This window comes from Saccharothrix mutabilis subsp. mutabilis (assembly GCF_039521145.1).
GTDB lineage: Bacteria > Actinomycetota > Actinomycetes > Mycobacteriales > Pseudonocardiaceae > Actinosynnema > Actinosynnema mutabilis.
In genome coordinates this window covers 45046-59644 of the sequence record NZ_BAAABU010000017.1, presented here as the reverse complement: position 1 = coordinate 59644, position 14599 = coordinate 45046, and the positions used below count along the sequence as shown (strand labels likewise).

The window sequence follows — 14599 nt, the reverse complement described above, 5'->3', positions numbered from 1 at the left end:
ACCGGAGACCGACGCCCGCGCACGACCCACCCACCCGCTCGACCGCAACTGTTCTCCCCCGAGAAAGCGAAAGGACCCCAGAGCGGCAACACCGCCGCCGGATCGACCCTCGCACGGCCGTCGCCGGAACTCGATGCGGAGTTCCGACGACTTCCCGGGGTTACCCGCGGTTCCACCCGAACGGGAAACCGCGACTACGGACAGTGAAAGCGGTCAGGGGTAGGGGAAGAAGCCCTCCCCGGTCTTGCGGCCCAGGTAACCGCCCTCGACCATGCGCAGCAGCAACGCGGGCGGCGCGTGCAGCGGCTCCTTGGTCTCGGCGTACATCGCCTCGCCCACCGCCGCGATGGTGTCCAGCCCGATCAGGTCGATCAACCGCAGCGGCCCCATCGGGTGACCGCACCCGGCCGTCATCCCGCGGTCGACGTCCTCCGCCGACGCCACCCCCGACTCCACCAGCCGCACGGCCGCGAGCAGGTACGGCACGAGCAGCGAGTTCACCACGAACCCCGCCCGGTCCTTGGCCCGCACGACCTCCTTGCCCAGCACGTCCTCCAGGAACGCGCGGGCGCGCTCGGCGGTCGCCGGACCGGTCGCCAGCGACGAGATCAGCTCGACCAGCGGCATCACCCGCACCGGGTTGAACAGGTGCACGCCCACCACCCGCGCCGGGTCGCGGGTCGCCCGCGCCAGCTTCATGATCGGCAGCGCGGACGTCGTGGACGCCAGCACCGCGTCCCCGTCGGACACCACCTCGTCCAGCGCGGCGAACACGGCGAGCTTGCGGTCCAGGTCCTCCGGCGTCGCCTCCAGCACGAACTCGCGGTCGGCCAGGTCGGCGAGGTCCCAGGAGAACGTGATGCGCGCCAGCGTCCCGGCCCGCTCGTCGGCGCTGAGCTTCCCCTTGCCCACCAACCTCTCCAGCGAGTTCTCCAGCCGCTGCCGGCCCCGCGCGGCCGACGCCTCGCCGGAAGCCACGACCACCACGTCCGTCCCGGCCCGCGCGCACACCTCGGCGAACCCGCACCCCATCTGGCCGGGCCCGACGACCCCGACCCGCGTCACGGCGCTCACGCCGACCACCGCACCAGGCCGGTGCCCACCGACATGCCGCCGCCGAACGCCGACAGCAGGACCAGGTCACCGGGGCGGACGTGCCCGGAGTTCACGGCGTCGTCCAACGCCACCGGCACCGACGCGCTGCCCAGGTTGCCGTACCGGTCCACCACCAGGTGCGTGTGCGCGTCGGCCAGCCCGCAGCGCGCCGCCAGCTCGCGCAGCAGCACGCCGTTGGCCTGGTGCGGCACGAAGCAGTCCACGTCGGCGACGGACAGACCAAGGTCGGTGACCAGCTCGTCCACCAGCTTCGGCACGTTCTCCAGCACGAAGTCGCGCACGCCCCGGCCCTGCATGGTGAAGTGGTGCCCGCCGGCCGCCACGGTCGCCGCCGACGTCGGCACCCGGCTGCCGCCCGCCACCACCTTGATCAGGTCCTGGGCGTCGCCGCGGCTGCCGAGGTCCACGCGCAGGATGCCGCCGTCGGGCACCTCGCCGACGACCGCCGCGCCCGCGCCGTCGCCCAGCAGCACGGCCGTGCGCCGGTCGGTGAAGTCGAGGATGCGCGAGTACACGTCCGCCCCGACGACCAGGGCGCGCGTGCCCGGCCGGGCGGTGGTCAGCGCGTGGGCCAGCTCGACGCCGTAGACGAAACCGGCGCACACGGCGTTGACGTCGAAGCACGCCGCGTCCCGCGCGCCGATCAGGTCCTGCACCAGGCACGCCGTGGGCGGCTGCGGGAAGTCGCCGGTGGAGGTGGACACGATCAGGTAGTCGATCTGACCCGGGGTCAGCCGCGCCGCGTCGAGCGCGCGCAGCGCCGCCCCGGCCGCGAGGTCGGAGGTGGCCTCGTCCGGCGCGGCCCACCGGCGGGTCGCGATGCCGGTCTTGGCCAGCACCCACTCGGCGGTGGCGTCGGTGACCAGCTCGGCGATCTCGTCGTTGGTGACGACGCGGTCGGGCAGGTACGAGCCGGTGCCCAGGAACCCGATGGCCATCCGGGTCACCGCCCCGACCGCAGCGGCGTGATGCGGTCCGCGCCGAGCCGGGCGCGCAGTTCGGGGTCGGTCACCCCGAGGCCGGGTTCGGGGGCCATGCACAGCACGGCGACCTTGCCGACGTGCCGGTTCTCCTGCACCAGCCGCACCGCCTCGGCGACCTCGGCCAGCGGGTACACCTCGGTCATGGTGGTGGCGATCGCGCCGGAGGCGATGAGCTGGTTGGTCTCCCACTGCTCCTGCAGGTTCGCGACGTGGCTGCCGATGACCCGCTTGAGCTTCATCCACAGGTACCGGTTGTCGTAGACGTGCTGGTAGCCGGTGCTGGACCCGCACGTCACCACGACGCCGCCGCGCCGCACGACGAACACGGAGATGCCGAAGGTGGCGCGGCCGACGTGCTCGAAGACGATGTCGGGGTCGCGGCCGACCTTGTCCCGGATGATCCGCCCGAGCCGGCGGCCGATCTCCAGCACCCGGTCGGGGTCGTCGGACGGGTCGTCGGCCAGGCCGAACTCCGACCGGTCGATGACGATCTCGCAGCCCAGCTTGCGCAGCAGCTCGGCCTTGGCGGGCGAGCCGACGATCCCGATCGGGATGCCGCCGCCGTTGCGCACGAACTGCACGGCGTACCCGCCCAGGCCACCGGCCGCGCCCCACACCAGGACCACGTCACCCTGCTTCATGCGCGCGCCGCGGTCGCTGACCAGCATCCGGTAGGCGGTGCCCGCGCACAGGGTGTTGCAGGCGGCCTCCTCCCACGTCAGGTGGGCGGGCTTGGGGACGAGCTGGCTCGCGCGCACCACCGTGTACTCGGCCAGGCCGCCGAAGTTGGTCTCGAACCCCCAGGCCCGCTGCTCCGCGCCGAGCATGCCGTCGGCGTGCGAGGCGGGCTCCTGGTCGTCCACGTAGGCGGGGCTGATCACGACGTGGTCGCCGACCTTCCACCGCCGCACCCCGGACCCGAGCCGCACGACGACACCCGCGCCGTCCGAGCCGACGACCTGGTAGGGCAGGTCGTGCCGGGTGGCCCACCCGCCCTGGCGGGCGAAGTTCTCCAGGAACCGGAAGGTGGAGACCGGCTCGAACATCGCCGACCACACGGTGTTGTAGTTGACCGAGCTGGCCATGACCGCGACGACCACCTCGTCCGGCGCGGGCTCGGGCACGGGCACCCGGCCGACCCGCAGGGACTTGCGCACGTCCTTGTCGGCCACCCCGAGGAACATGTCCTGGTCCTCGGCCCGCAGGTGCGCGGCGACGTGCTCGTCCGGCAGCGGCAGCCGCTCGATCTCCGCGGGCGGGGCGCCCGCGAGCAGCGCATCAGCCAAAGCGCTCATGTTTCCCCCAATGCGCGGATTCACCACGAAATTCGGCCGATCAGACCGACGACAACGCCTTCGGACACTAACCGCGGCACCCGCGCTCAAGCACCCCCAGCCAACCCCAGCTCCCCCGCCCCATCCCCCAGGGTCGGCACATCGCCGCAGGTAGAGCGCCTGCCACCGGGAACAGTGATCCACACACCCGCAATGGGACTGCGAATTCCCGATCAGCCGCGACATTTCCGCGCCGATTTCCGATCGACCGCGCTCGCGGTCACCGCCGCCCGGCCGGTTCGGCGTCCAGTTCGGTGAGCCGGGTGGTCAGGCCGTCCCGCACCGTCCGCACGGCCGTGCGCCGGACCGTGATCAACCGGCCGATCGCGAGCACGCCGTAGAGCGCGGACAGCGCCAGGAACACCGTGCGGTTGGCGTCGGCGGACAGGGTGATGCTCGCGACGAACTGGATGGCGAACAGCACCAGCAGACCGGTCGCCCCGAGCGCGGTCACGCCCAGGTCGATCAGGACGGCCACCGCGAACAGCGACTGCGCGGCGGTGATCAGCAGTTCCAGGCGCTGGTTGTCGTCCAGCGGGAGGCCGTGGGTGGTGCCGGAGGACAGGGCGAACACGATCGGGATGGTGCCGACGAGCAGCGTCCACTGGTTGACCTTGCTCGACAGCAGCGTGCCCAGCGACTCGGCCGCTTTCAGCCGGGCGGCGAACAGGCAGGCGACCACCAGTTCGGGTGACTCGCTGGCGATCGGCGCGACCCACTGCACCAGCAGGAACTCGTCCACGCCCAGGGAGTGGCCGGCGGCGACGAGGTTCTCGGCGAAGTGCTCGGCGGTGGCCAGGATGACCAGCCCGGCCGTGCCGAACAGCACCGCGACCAGCGTCCGGCGCGGGGTCTTCGGTCGGCCGCCCACCCACGCGGCGACACCGGTGAGGTCGGGTCGCTCGCGCGGGGCCTTGGCCAGCCGCCACACGTAGGCGGCGAATATGCCGACGAACACCACGGCGTCCACCAGCGACAACGACGACCGCAGCGGGAGCGTGAGCGAGTACAGGGTGGCCAGCCCGAGGAACACGACGTCCACGGCCATCACCGGTTTGAGCGCCACCCGTCCGGGCTTGGTCGTGGCGGTCCGCTTCCGCGCCCGCACCGCCGCGACCGTCGCCACCAACACCACCAACGGCCACCCGAACCCGACCAGGATCCGGTTGGCGCCGGTCATGTTGGCCAGGGCCAGCGAGCACGGGTTCACGCCGCCGTGCTCGCAGGTCCCCTGTTCGGCGTACTGCTGCCCGGCGCGGAACGTGAAGACGAGGTCCACGGCGTACTCGGGCAACACCGCGAGCACCGCCAACACCGCGATGGCCAACCCGGCGCTCAGGTCGACCTGCGCCGCCTCCGCCGCCCACGTGAGCAGGAACGCGGAGGCGACGATCCCCAACCCGAACACGACCACGGCCACCGGCGCGCCGAGCCCGGGGTGCGGCCACCCCAGGTAGTCGGCCGCGCCGAGGTAGGCGCCGGGGGCGGCGGCGGCGCCGACGAGCGCGAGCCGGCCCCGGATCGGACCATCTCCCATGCGCACGGGGGTTCCCCGCGACCGCGCCGGGCAGTCGTCCCACCGGATCAACCGACCGTGGACAGGGCCCAGAAGTCGGCGTACCGGCCGCCCCGGCCCAGCAACTCGTCGTGCGTCCCCTCCTCGACCACCCGGCCGCCGTCGAGGAACACGATCCGGTCGGCCCGCCGCACGGTGCGCAGGCGGTGGGCGACCACGACCACCGTTCGGCCCGCCGCCAGGCGTTCGACGCCCTCGTGCACGGCCGCCTCGTTGACCGGGTCCAGGGCCGAGGTCACCTCGTCCAGCAGGACGATCGGCGCGTCCTTCAGCAACGCGCGGGCGATGGAGACGCGTTGGCGTTCGCCGCCGGACAGCAGCGCGCCGCCCTCGCCGACGTTCGCCGACCACCCGCCGGGCAACCGGTCCACCACCTCGTCCAGCCGGGCCGCCTTCGCCGCCGCGCGGACCTCCGCCTCGGTGGCGTCGGGACGGCCCAGCCGGACGTTGTCCTCGATGGTGCCGTCGAACAGGTAGACGTCCTGGAAGACGATCGCGACCTTCGCCATCAGCACCTCCGGGTCGATCGCCCGCACGTCCACCCCGCCCACGCGCACCGCCCCCGCGTCCACGTCGTGGAAGCGCGCCAGCAGGTGCAGCAGCGTGCTCTTGCCCGCCCCGGACGGGCCGACGACCGCCAGCCGCCGGCCCTCCGGCACCGACAGCGACAGCCCCTCGACCACCGTCCGGTCGCCGTGGCGGAAGGTGACGTCCTCGAAAGCGATGTCGTGGCGGCGCGGCGCCACCGGTCGCGCCGCGGTGGGCAGCGGTCGGGTGGCGAACACCTCGTCCAGCCTGCCCAACTCGGCGAACGCCGCCCGCAGCGCACCGCCGACCTCCGACAGCGCCAGCAACGGGTCCGCGCACCGGGCCGCGAGCACGAGCGTCGCCAGCAGCTCCGCCGCCCCGATCCGCCCGCCCAACGCGAGGTACGCGCCCAGCGCCGCCAAGCCGGTGAACACCGCCTGGACGGTCAGCGCCGACCCGATCACCCCGGGCAGCGCCGAAAGCGCCGACCGGCGGGACGCCGCGTCCAGGCCGCGCAGCGAGTCGTCCAGCAGCCGGAACCGCTCGCCGGTGCGGCCACCGGCCCGCAGCACCGGCTGGGCCTGGAGGTACTCCACGACCCGGGCGGTGGCGTCGTGGTCGCGCGCGGCGCGTTCGGCGTCGGCGGCGACGCTGCGCCGAGCCGTCCACACCTGGACCGCCGCCACGACCGGCACGGCGGCCAGCGCCGCGAGCCCCAACCGCCAGTCCACCACCAGCATCACGCCCACCACCGTCAACGGCGTCACGCAGGCGGAGACGAACGGCGCGAGGAAGTGCGCCGACACGCTCATCGCCCGCAACACGCCCCGCCCGGCCAGCACGGACACCTCACCCACCCGCCCCGGCGTGTACCAGCCGATGGGCAGCCGGGCCAGGTGGTCGCCCAGCCTGCGGTAGACGGCGTGCAGGACCGAGGTCCCGACCCGGAACCCGGCCAGGTCGCTGAGGTAGCGCAGCGCCGCGTACCCCGCGACCGCGGCGGCGAACCCGATCAGCCACGGCCGCGCGTCCCCGCCGCCCAACAGCGCCCGCAGCACCGGGAACAGCAACCCGTACGACAGGCCCTCGACCACGGCGGTCGCCGTCATCAGCGCCACCGTGCGGCGCATCGGTCCGGCGTACTCGTGCCCGAGCACCCGCAGCAACACCCTGATCATCGCTCTCCCCCCACGGCCCGCCGCGCGTGCCAGAACTCCGCGAACTTCCCGCCCCGCGCCACCAGCTCCCGCGGCGTGCCGCGCTCGACCACCGACCCGTTCTCCAGCACCACCACGGTGTCCGCGTCGGCGACGGTCTCCAGCCGGTGGGCGATGACCAGCACCGTCTTCTCGCCCCGCAGGTCGGAAAGCGTCCGGCGGACGGCCTGTTCGGTGCGCGGGTCGGCGAACGCGGTGGCCTCGTCGAGCACCAGGACCGGCGCGTCGGCGAGCAGGGCGCGGGCCAGCGCGAGGCGTTGCGCCTCGCCGCCGGACAGGCCCGCGTCCTCGCCGATCACCGAGTCGTAGCCGCGCGGCAGTTCCACCACCCGGTCGTGGATGCCGGCCCGGCGGGCGGCCTGGACCACGGCCTCGCGGTCGGCGTGCGGCACGGCCAACGCGATGTTGTCCGCGATCGACGCGCGCAGCAGGTGGACGTCCTGGAACACGAACGACACCAGGCGGTTGCGGTCGGCGTCGGCCAGGTCGCGCAGGTCCACCCCGCCGAGGGTGACCGCGCCGCCGGTCGGGTCGAAGAACCGCGGCAGCAGCCGGACCAGCGTGGACTTGCCGCCGCCCGACGGCCCGACCAGCGCGGTGAACGTGCCCGGCTCCAGCACCAGGTCGATCCCGCGCAGCACCTCGCGCCCGTCGTCGTAGCCGAACCGGACCCCGCGCAGCTCCACCCGGTGGCCCCGCGGCGCGACCGGCTGGGCGGGTTCGGGCAGCGGCGGCACGGCGAGCACGTCCCGGATGCGCCCGACCGCCCGGTGCGCGGCCTGCATGTCGTCGAACCCGTGCCCGAGCGCGGCGACCGGCGCGGTCAGCCCGAGCCCGAGCAGCAGGAACGGCAGCAGGTCGGCCGGGGCGAGACTGCCGTCGCCGACCAGGACCGCGCCGCCGGTCAGCACCACCAGCAGCACGAACGGCGGCGACAGCGCCAACTGCATGCCCGCGGCGATCGGCGACACCCCGCGCACCCAACGGCTGAACGTGGTGACGAACTCGTCCGCGGCGGTCCGGAACCGGCGGTGCGCCCGCCCGGCCCCGCCGAACGCCTTGACCACCGCGATGCCCCGCACGAACTCCACGACCGAGTCGGAGATCCGGCCCATCGCGCCGTCGAACTCGGCCTGCTCGCGCTGGCGGGCCGGGGTCATCATCAGCGGCACCAGCGCGATCGCCAGCAGCACCGGGCCGAGGGTGATCAGCGTCAGCCGCCAGTCCACGGTGAACAGGTAGACCAGCGACACCAGCGGCACGACGAACGCCGACACCAGGTCACCGGGCGTGTGGGCGATGAACGGGTGCACCGCGCTCACGTCGTCGCCCACGACCTTGGCCAGCTCGCCGGTGCGCCGCCCGGAGAGCCACCCGATGGGCACCCGGCCCAGCCGGTCGGCCAGGCGGCGGCGGAACGAGAGCTGGACGCGGCCGTCGAGCAGGTGCCCGGCGCCGGCGGAGGCGGCGGTGAACACCAGCCGCACGAACAACCCGGCCGCGCCCGCGACGACCGCGAACCACACCCGGTCGGGGTCGGACGGGCCGGGCTGGAGCAGCAGCCGCCCCAGCTCGACCACCGCGAGCAGCGGCGCCAGCCCCGCGACGGCCCCGATCACCTGGAAGACCGCGACCAGGCCGAACGTGCCCGCGAACGGCCGCAGCAACGCGCCCAGACCCGGCCGGTCCACCGGGTTCGCGGTGCTCATCGGGCGGCCAGCCCGCGGCGCAGCGCGGCACCCAGTTCGGCGATCTGGCGCTGCGAGACCTCGGCCGACAGGATCGCCTGCGACCCGTGGAAGGTCCCCGGCCACTGGTGCAGCTCGACCGACACGCCCGCCTCCAGCAACCGGACCGCGTAGGCGATGTCCTCGTCGCGGTTGGGGCAGAACTCCGCCGAGGCGATGTACGCGGGCGGCAGGCCGGACAGGTCCGTCGCGCGCGCCGGGGCCGCGTACGGCGTGGCCGGCGCGCCGCCCAGGTAGTGCCGCCACGCGGCGGCGACCTTGGAGCGGTCCATCCACGGCGTGGCGGTGAAGTTGCGCGCCGACCACGACTCCTGCCGGTCGTCCAGGCCGGGCTGGTTGAGCAGCTGGAAGCAGATCCGCGGCCCGCCCTCGTCGCGGGCCCGCAACGCCACGGCCGCCGCGAGGCCGCCGCCGGCGCTGTGCCCGCCGACTGCGATCCGCGCCGGGTCCACGCCCAGGTCCGCGGCGTGCTCGACCACCCAGTGCAGCACCGCCCACACGTCGTCCAGGGCGGCGGGGAACGGGTTCTCCGGCGCCAGCCGGTACCCGACCGACACGACCACCGCCCCCGACCGCTGCGCGATCCGCGCGGCCCACGGGTGCTCGGTGTCCACGTCGCCCATGACCCAGCCGCCGCCGTGCAGCCACACGACCGCGCCCTGGGCCAGGCGGGGGCGGTAGACGCGCACCGGCACGTCCGGGTCGGCGGGCACGGTGCGGTCCTCGACCTCCATGTCCGCGAGGTCCGGCGCGGCGACCGAGGTGGCCAACCCGGCGAACTTCGCCCGCCCGGCGACCGGGTCGGCCGGGTCGGTGCGCGGGAACAGCGGGACGAAGGCTTCCAACTCGGGATCCATGCCGTCCATCCTCACGACGGACGCGCGGATGATCATCCGCCACCCGTCGCGCGTGCGACCGTGATCGCGCACCGTTCGGTGCGCCTATCCTGGCGGCATGGAGGCCCTGGCTCAGCGGTTGTCGCAATTGGACACGCACGTGGAGGGCGCTCTGCGGGTGGTGATGTTCTACGACACCCTCATGCGCCGCCGGGTGGACCTGCCGGCGCTGGCGCGGGCGTCGGCCAACCTGGCCGAGTGCGTGACCGGCTTCCGCCTGCACGGCACCGGCGGCGCCACCCGGTTCGCCCCCGACGGCACCCCGGCGGCCACCCCGCCCGCCCCGGCGTCCTCGACCGCCCCCGTCACGCTGGACGGGGAGGAGATCGGGACGGTGTGGCTGGAACGGGCCGGCCCGCCCAACCCGTTGGACGACGTGGTCCTGGACCGGCTGGCCATCGCCGCGGCGGCGGTGGTCGAGCGCTACGGCCCGGCCCGCACCACCATGGCCGACCCCGCGCTGGTGGAGCTGGTGATCAGCCCGGACACCGACGAGCCGGCCCGCGACCGGGCCCTGCGGCTGCTCGGCTTCCCGGCCGACGCGCCGGTCCGGGTCGCCGCCGTCCGCTCCCCCGACCCGCTGGACCGGATCGCCGCCCGCCTGTGCCCGACCCGGCCGGTGAAGGCCGCGCCGGTCGGCGGGGTCGGCGCGATCCTCGCGACCACGCTGGACCCGGCCGGGTTCCCGCCGGGCGTCCGCGCCGGGCTGGGGGCCGCGACGTGCCCGGCGACCTCCTGGCACCAGGCCCGGACCGCCCTGCGCTTCACCACCGCCCGGCAGCCGGTCGTCCACCACGACGACCTGGGCGCGCTCGCCCTGCTGACCCTCGTCCCGCCCGACGCCGCCCGCGCCAACCCCGACGTGGCGAGGCTGGCCGACCTGACCGAGGACGACCTGGAAACCCTGGACGCCTACTGCGCCACCGCGTCCCTGCGCCGCGCCGCGGACCTGCTGCACCTGCACCACACCAGCGTGGCCCGGCGCGTGGAGCTGATCGGCCGGACCTTCGGCGCGGACCTGACCACGCCGACCGGCCTGACCCGCGCCCGGCTGGCCTTGGCCCTTCGCCGCCTGCTGGACGAGTAGTAAGTATCGTCGGGGAACGCACGAGCGGGGACGTGGACGGAGTCGCGGATGGACGTCGGCCGGAGGTCGGAGATGCGGCTGCGCGTCCTGGAGGCGATCACCGACAGCGCGTTGCGGGAACTGGACCTGGACAAGCTGTTCGACGTGCTGCTGGCCAAGGTCCGCGAACTGCTCGCCGTGGACACCGTCACCGCGCTGCTCACCGACCCCGGCGGCTCGCACCTGGTCGCGCGGGCCACCGTCGGCCTGGAGGAAGAGGTCTTCCAAGGGGTCCGGGTGTCGATCGGCATGGGGTTCGCCGGGCGCGTGGCGCAGCTGCGCGAACCGGTGCAGATCTCGAAGGTGGACGAGTCCACCGTGGTCAACCCGCTGCTGTGGAAGCGCGGGTTGCAGGTCCTGCTCGGCGTGCCGATGATCGCCGAGGACCACCTGGTCGGAGTCCTGCACATCGGCAGCACCACCGACCGGCTGTTCACCAAGAACGAGGTGGACCTGCTCCAACTGGTCGCCGACCGGCTCGCGGTCGGGGTGTACGCGCACCGGTCGCGCTCGGAGCAGGCCGCCGCCGCCGTGCTGCAGGCCAGCCTGCTGCCCACGCGCCTGCCGGCCACCGAGGGCTGGGACATGGCGGCGCGGTACGTGCCCGGCGCGGACAGCGGGGTCGGGGGCGACTGGTACGACGTGTTCCAGCTGCCCGGCGGGCGGACCGGCCTGGTCATCGGGGACGTGGTCGGCAGCGGCCTGCCCGCCGCGATCGTGATGGGCCGGCTGCGCAGCGCGTTGCGCGCCTACGCCCTGGAGTTCGAGGACCCGGCGCAGGTCCTCGGTCGCCTGGACCGCAAGGCCGCCCACTTCGAGCACCACAGCATGGCCACGGTCGGCTACGCGGTGATCCACACCGGGACCGGCCGGGTGGACCTGTCCCTGGCCGGCCACCTGCCGCCGGCGCTGGCCGTGCCGGGCGAGCAGGCCCGCTTCCTCGACGCCCCGGTGGACCCGCCGATCGGTTACCGCCTGGCCGAGACCGGCCGCCACACCACCAGCGTCGACCTGCCGGCCGGCGCGCTGGTCGCCCTCTACACCGACGGCCTGGTGGAACGCCGCGACACCGACCTGGACGCCCGCCTGGAACTGCTGCGCCGGTCCGTCGTCCCGAGCGCACCGGAACTGGCCTGCGCCCGCATCATGGCGAACCTGGTGGGCGACCACCCGGCCACCGACGACATCGCCCTCCTGACCGTCCGCCACACCCCGCCCCAGCCACCCGGCGCGGCGGCGGGCGGCCTGCTGTAGCCCGCCCGGATCAGGACGCCGCCGGGGTGCTCGGCGCAGCGGACCGGCTCTCAGCGCGGCGGGCCGGCTCTCAGCGCGGCGGATCGGCGATTGGCGCGGCGGATCGGCAGCCACCGAGCGGGACACCACCGCACCCCGGGTCGGCGGCGGGCGGACTCCTCGCGCGCGCAGAGATCCCGCCGGGTCGGCTCAGCCCGCGCCGAAGCACACGAACCCGACGGCGGCCACGCGGTGCGACGGCGGGCCTTCGTCGGACAGGGCGCGGCGCGCCTCGGCCAGGGCGTGGGCGGGCGGGTGGCCGGCGTCGAGCAGGGCGTGCAAGCGCAGCATCAGGGGGCGGCTGGCTTCGTCCGGCACCGGGACGACCGTGGCCACCAGGGTGGTCGTGCCGAGGGCGAGCAGGACCGACGCCAGGCCCAGCACCTCGTCGCCCGGGTGCACGGCGGACCGGCCGGAGTCGCACGCGGACAGCACGATCCGGCGCGGCGGGCGGGTCAGGCGGGCCAGGTCGTGGGCGGTGAGCGGGCCGTCGGCCAGGCGCAGCTCGGAGAACAGCGGGTTGTCGGCGCGGAACCGGCCGTGGGCGGCGATGTGGCCCAGGGCCGCGCCGTCCAAGGCGGCGACCACGTCGTCCACGCGCGCGTCGGGGCCCGCCAGGTGGCGGGCGGTGGGGTGGCGGCGGGCCAGGGCGGCGGCTTCCGCGGCGGCGTGCGGCAGGTCCGGCCCCGACACCACCACCCGCTCGTCCCCGGCGCCCCGGTCCGCGGTGGTGGCGCGGTGCCACAGGGCGGCGGACGGGGTCACCGACAGCGGGCGGGCGCGGCAGGTCGGCAGGACCGGCCACGGCAGGTCGTGCAGCGGACCGGTCGGCACGACCACCAGCGGCCGGTCGCCGATCGTCGGGAGCAGCGGCGCCACCAGGTCCGCGTCCAGCCGGCGCGCGGTCCGGTCCACCAGCTCGGTGAACCGGCGGTGCGCGCGCGGCTGGTAGGCCAAGTGGCGCAAGGCGAAACGCAGGTCGGCCACCGCCCCGGCCACGCCGTCCAGCGCGCCCAGCGGGTGCAGGCTAGTCCGGCCGTCGGCGACCACCACGGCGTACAGGCGGCCCGCGAGATCCAGGTACTCCACCAGGACCGACGCGCCCAACGCCGCGCTCAAGCGCCGCACGGACGGCAGCGTGTCGGCGTCGGGCGCGACGGCCCCGGCCGCGTGCCGGGCCCGGTTGCGCACCGACCGCTCCAGCTCGGCCTGCCGGCGCAGCAACGGGCGCGGGTCGGTGCTCGTGGCGAGGTCCACCGCGACCTGGCGCAGGCGGGCCAGGTCGGCGGCCAGCTCGGCGTCGTCGGGCGGTCGGGCCGGGCGCAGTCGCGACGCCCACGCCCGGCGGCGTTCCGCCCAGCGCAGCACGGACTCCGGCCGGCCCCGTTCGACGGCGAGCCGCAGCCCCAGCCCGGTCAGCTCGTCGGCGTGCCCGGAGGCGTGCGCGCGCAGCTCGGTGGCGCCCAGGCTCGCGCGGAACCGGTCGAGCACCCGCACCCCGGCCCGCAACGCGGCGTCCGCGCCCCGCCGGTCGCCGTCGCCCAGGCGCAGCAACGCCATCGCGTGCCACGCCCGCGCCCGCACCTCCGCCGGACCGCCCCGCCCGGCCCGGATCGCGACCGTCAACTCCCGCCGCGCCACCGCCCACCGGCCCGTCTCCACCGCCAGCCGCGCCACGATCAGCCGCGCGTCCAGCGCCGCGACCAGCCAGCCCGCCGCCGTCAGCGCGGCCACCGCCCGGGCACCCGACCGCAGCACCGCCGCGTCCCGCTCCCCCAGCGCCCACCGCGCCCGCAGCACCAGGTACGCCGCGAGCGCCGCCCACCCCGGCCGCCCCTGCCGGGCCGCCGAGCGCCGCGCCCGCACCGCCTCCGCCAACGCCGCCGCCGGGTCGCCCTCGACCAGCGCGACCTTCGCCGACAGCAACCGGGCCTGCACCAGGTCCACGGCGTTGCGCCGGCCCGCGTAGTGCGCCACCGCCGCGTCCGCCGCCGCCCGCGCCTCCGCGACCAGCCGCACCGACAGCAGCACCTCGGCGCGTTCCACCGGCAGCAGGCCAGGGTCGGTGCCCGCCGCCCGGTACCGCCGCGCCGCCTCGTCGTAGGCCGCCAGGGCGGCCGGGACGTCACCGCGCACGGACGCGGCCAGGCCCCGGTTCTGGTAGACCATCGCGGTCCGGCCACCGTGGCCGGTGGCGGTGAAGACCTCCTCCGCCCGCCGCAGGTCGTCCTCCGCGCCCCGCCAGTCACCCAGGCGAGCGAGCAGGATCGCCCGGTTGTTGCGGATGGTGGCCTCGATCAGGTCGTCCCCGCCGGACCGCCCCAACGTCTCCAGCGCCGCCGCGAACACCGCCGCCGCGTCCGGGAACCGCCCCACCTCGGTCAGCACCACGGCCCGCTGCATCGCCAGCCGCGCCGCCGCCGGGCCGCTCAGCGCAGGTGTCGCGCGGTCCATCTCGCGCAGCCCCTCGGCCGTCCGGCCGGTCAACGTGAGCACGTAGCCGAGCACCCCGCGCGCCTTGGCCGCGACCTGCGTCAACCGGGCCGCGTCCGCCGACCCGACCGCGGCCCGCAGGTGGCGTTCCGCGTCGGTCAGCCGGCCCACCGACAGCGCCGCGAGCCCCAACGCCTGCTCGGCCACCGCGACCGCCTCGACGTCCCCGCCCGCCGCCGCCCGCGCGGCCTCGGCGAGCGCGCGGGCCCGCGCCGGGTCGCCGAACGCGAGATCTGCGGCGCGGTTCGCCGTGGCCAGTGCTTCCATGGGCGCTACCGGGGTATCAGCG

The 14599-nt window shown here is 75.4% G+C and carries 10 protein-coding genes; 2 read left to right on the top strand and 8 right to left on the bottom strand.

What is annotated here, in order from left to right; genetic code table 11:
- Nucleotides 1-213: 213 nt before the first annotated feature.
- From ABD126_RS28205 to ABD126_RS28175, 7 genes are all read right to left on the bottom strand, one after another.
- A complete protein-coding gene (locus ABD126_RS28205; protein ID WP_343936993.1) occupies nucleotides 214-1074 on the bottom strand; it encodes a 3-hydroxybutyryl-CoA dehydrogenase in 861 nt (286 codons plus the stop codon).
- Nucleotides 1071-2054, bottom strand: a complete 984-nt coding sequence (locus ABD126_RS28200) for a 3-oxoacyl-ACP synthase III family protein (RefSeq protein ID WP_343936992.1) — start codon at nucleotides 2052-2054, stop codon at nucleotides 1071-1073. Before ABD126_RS28200 ends, ABD126_RS28205 begins: the two co-directional genes overlap by 4 nt.
- A gap of 5 nt (nucleotides 2055-2059) precedes the next feature.
- Entirely contained in the window at nucleotides 2060-3394 is a 1335-nt protein-coding gene (ccrA, locus tag ABD126_RS28195; RefSeq protein ID WP_343936991.1) for a crotonyl-CoA carboxylase/reductase, read from the bottom strand.
- A 259-nt stretch (nucleotides 3395-3653) separates the two neighbouring features.
- Entirely contained in the window at nucleotides 3654-4970 is a 1317-nt protein-coding gene (locus tag ABD126_RS28190; RefSeq protein WP_343937083.1) for a sodium:proton exchanger, read from the bottom strand.
- A 47-nt stretch (nucleotides 4971-5017) separates the two neighbouring features.
- On the bottom strand, nucleotides 5018-6715 hold the full coding sequence (locus ABD126_RS28185; protein ID WP_343936990.1) for an ABC transporter ATP-binding protein: 1698 nt from the start codon (nucleotides 6713-6715) through the stop codon (nucleotides 5018-5020).
- Nucleotides 6712-8463 (bottom strand): ABC transporter ATP-binding protein, encoded by a 1752-nt coding sequence (locus tag ABD126_RS28180; protein WP_343936989.1) that lies wholly within the window; start codon nucleotides 8461-8463, stop codon nucleotides 6712-6714. The genes ABD126_RS28185 and ABD126_RS28180 overlap by 4 nt, the downstream gene beginning before the upstream one ends.
- Nucleotides 8460-9359, bottom strand: a complete 900-nt coding sequence (locus ABD126_RS28175; protein WP_343936988.1) for an alpha/beta hydrolase — start codon at nucleotides 9357-9359, stop codon at nucleotides 8460-8462. Before ABD126_RS28175 ends, ABD126_RS28180 begins: the two co-directional genes overlap by 4 nt.
- Nucleotides 9360-9456: 97 nt before the next feature.
- On the opposite strand from ABD126_RS28175, the gene ABD126_RS28170 reads away from it, so the two are divergent.
- Nucleotides 9457-10485: a helix-turn-helix domain-containing protein gene (locus tag ABD126_RS28170; RefSeq protein ID WP_343936987.1), complete on the top strand. Its 1029-nt coding sequence runs from the start codon at nucleotides 9457-9459 to the stop codon at nucleotides 10483-10485.
- Nucleotides 10486-10533: 48 nt separating this feature from the next.
- Complete coding sequence (locus ABD126_RS28165; protein ID WP_343936986.1) at nucleotides 10534-11778, top strand: PP2C family protein-serine/threonine phosphatase; 1245 nt, start codon at nucleotides 10534-10536, stop codon at nucleotides 11776-11778.
- A gap of 189 nt (nucleotides 11779-11967) precedes the next feature.
- Here the strand turns inward: ABD126_RS28165 and ABD126_RS28160 are convergent, their stop codons facing one another.
- On the bottom strand, nucleotides 11968-14577 hold the full coding sequence (locus tag ABD126_RS28160; protein WP_343936985.1) for a CHAT domain-containing protein: 2610 nt from the start codon (nucleotides 14575-14577) through the stop codon (nucleotides 11968-11970).
- Between the last annotated feature and the right edge of the window lie 22 nt (nucleotides 14578-14599).

What these genes read in the sequence shown, in the direction of transcription:
- ABD126_RS28200 (WP_343936992.1), bottom strand. Translation starts at nt 2,054, where the DNA reads ATGGCCATCGGGTTCCTGGGCACCGGCTCGTACCTGCCCGACCGCGTC.
- ccrA (WP_343936991.1), bottom strand. Translation starts at nt 3,394, where the DNA reads ATGAGCGCTTTGGCTGATGCGCTGCTCGCGGGCGCCCCGCCCGCGGAG.
- ABD126_RS28190 (WP_343937083.1), bottom strand. Translation starts at nt 4,970, where the DNA reads ATGGGAGATGGTCCGATCCGGGGCCGGCTCGCGCTCGTCGGCGCCGCC.
- ABD126_RS28185 (WP_343936990.1), bottom strand. Translation starts at nt 6,715, where the DNA reads ATGATCAGGGTGTTGCTGCGGGTGCTCGGGCACGAGTACGCCGGACCG.
- ABD126_RS28180 (WP_343936989.1), bottom strand. Translation starts at nt 8,463, where the DNA reads ATGAGCACCGCGAACCCGGTGGACCGGCCGGGTCTGGGCGCGTTGCTG.
- ABD126_RS28175 (WP_343936988.1), bottom strand. Translation starts at nt 9,359, where the DNA reads ATGGATCCCGAGTTGGAAGCCTTCGTCCCGCTGTTCCCGCGCACCGAC.
- ABD126_RS28170 (WP_343936987.1), top strand. Translation starts at nt 9,457, where the DNA reads ATGGAGGCCCTGGCTCAGCGGTTGTCGCAATTGGACACGCACGTGGAG.
- ABD126_RS28165 (WP_343936986.1), top strand. Translation starts at nt 10,534, where the DNA reads ATGGACGTCGGCCGGAGGTCGGAGATGCGGCTGCGCGTCCTGGAGGCG.
- ABD126_RS28160 (WP_343936985.1), bottom strand. Translation starts at nt 14,577, where the DNA reads ATGGAAGCACTGGCCACGGCGAACCGCGCCGCAGATCTCGCGTTCGGC.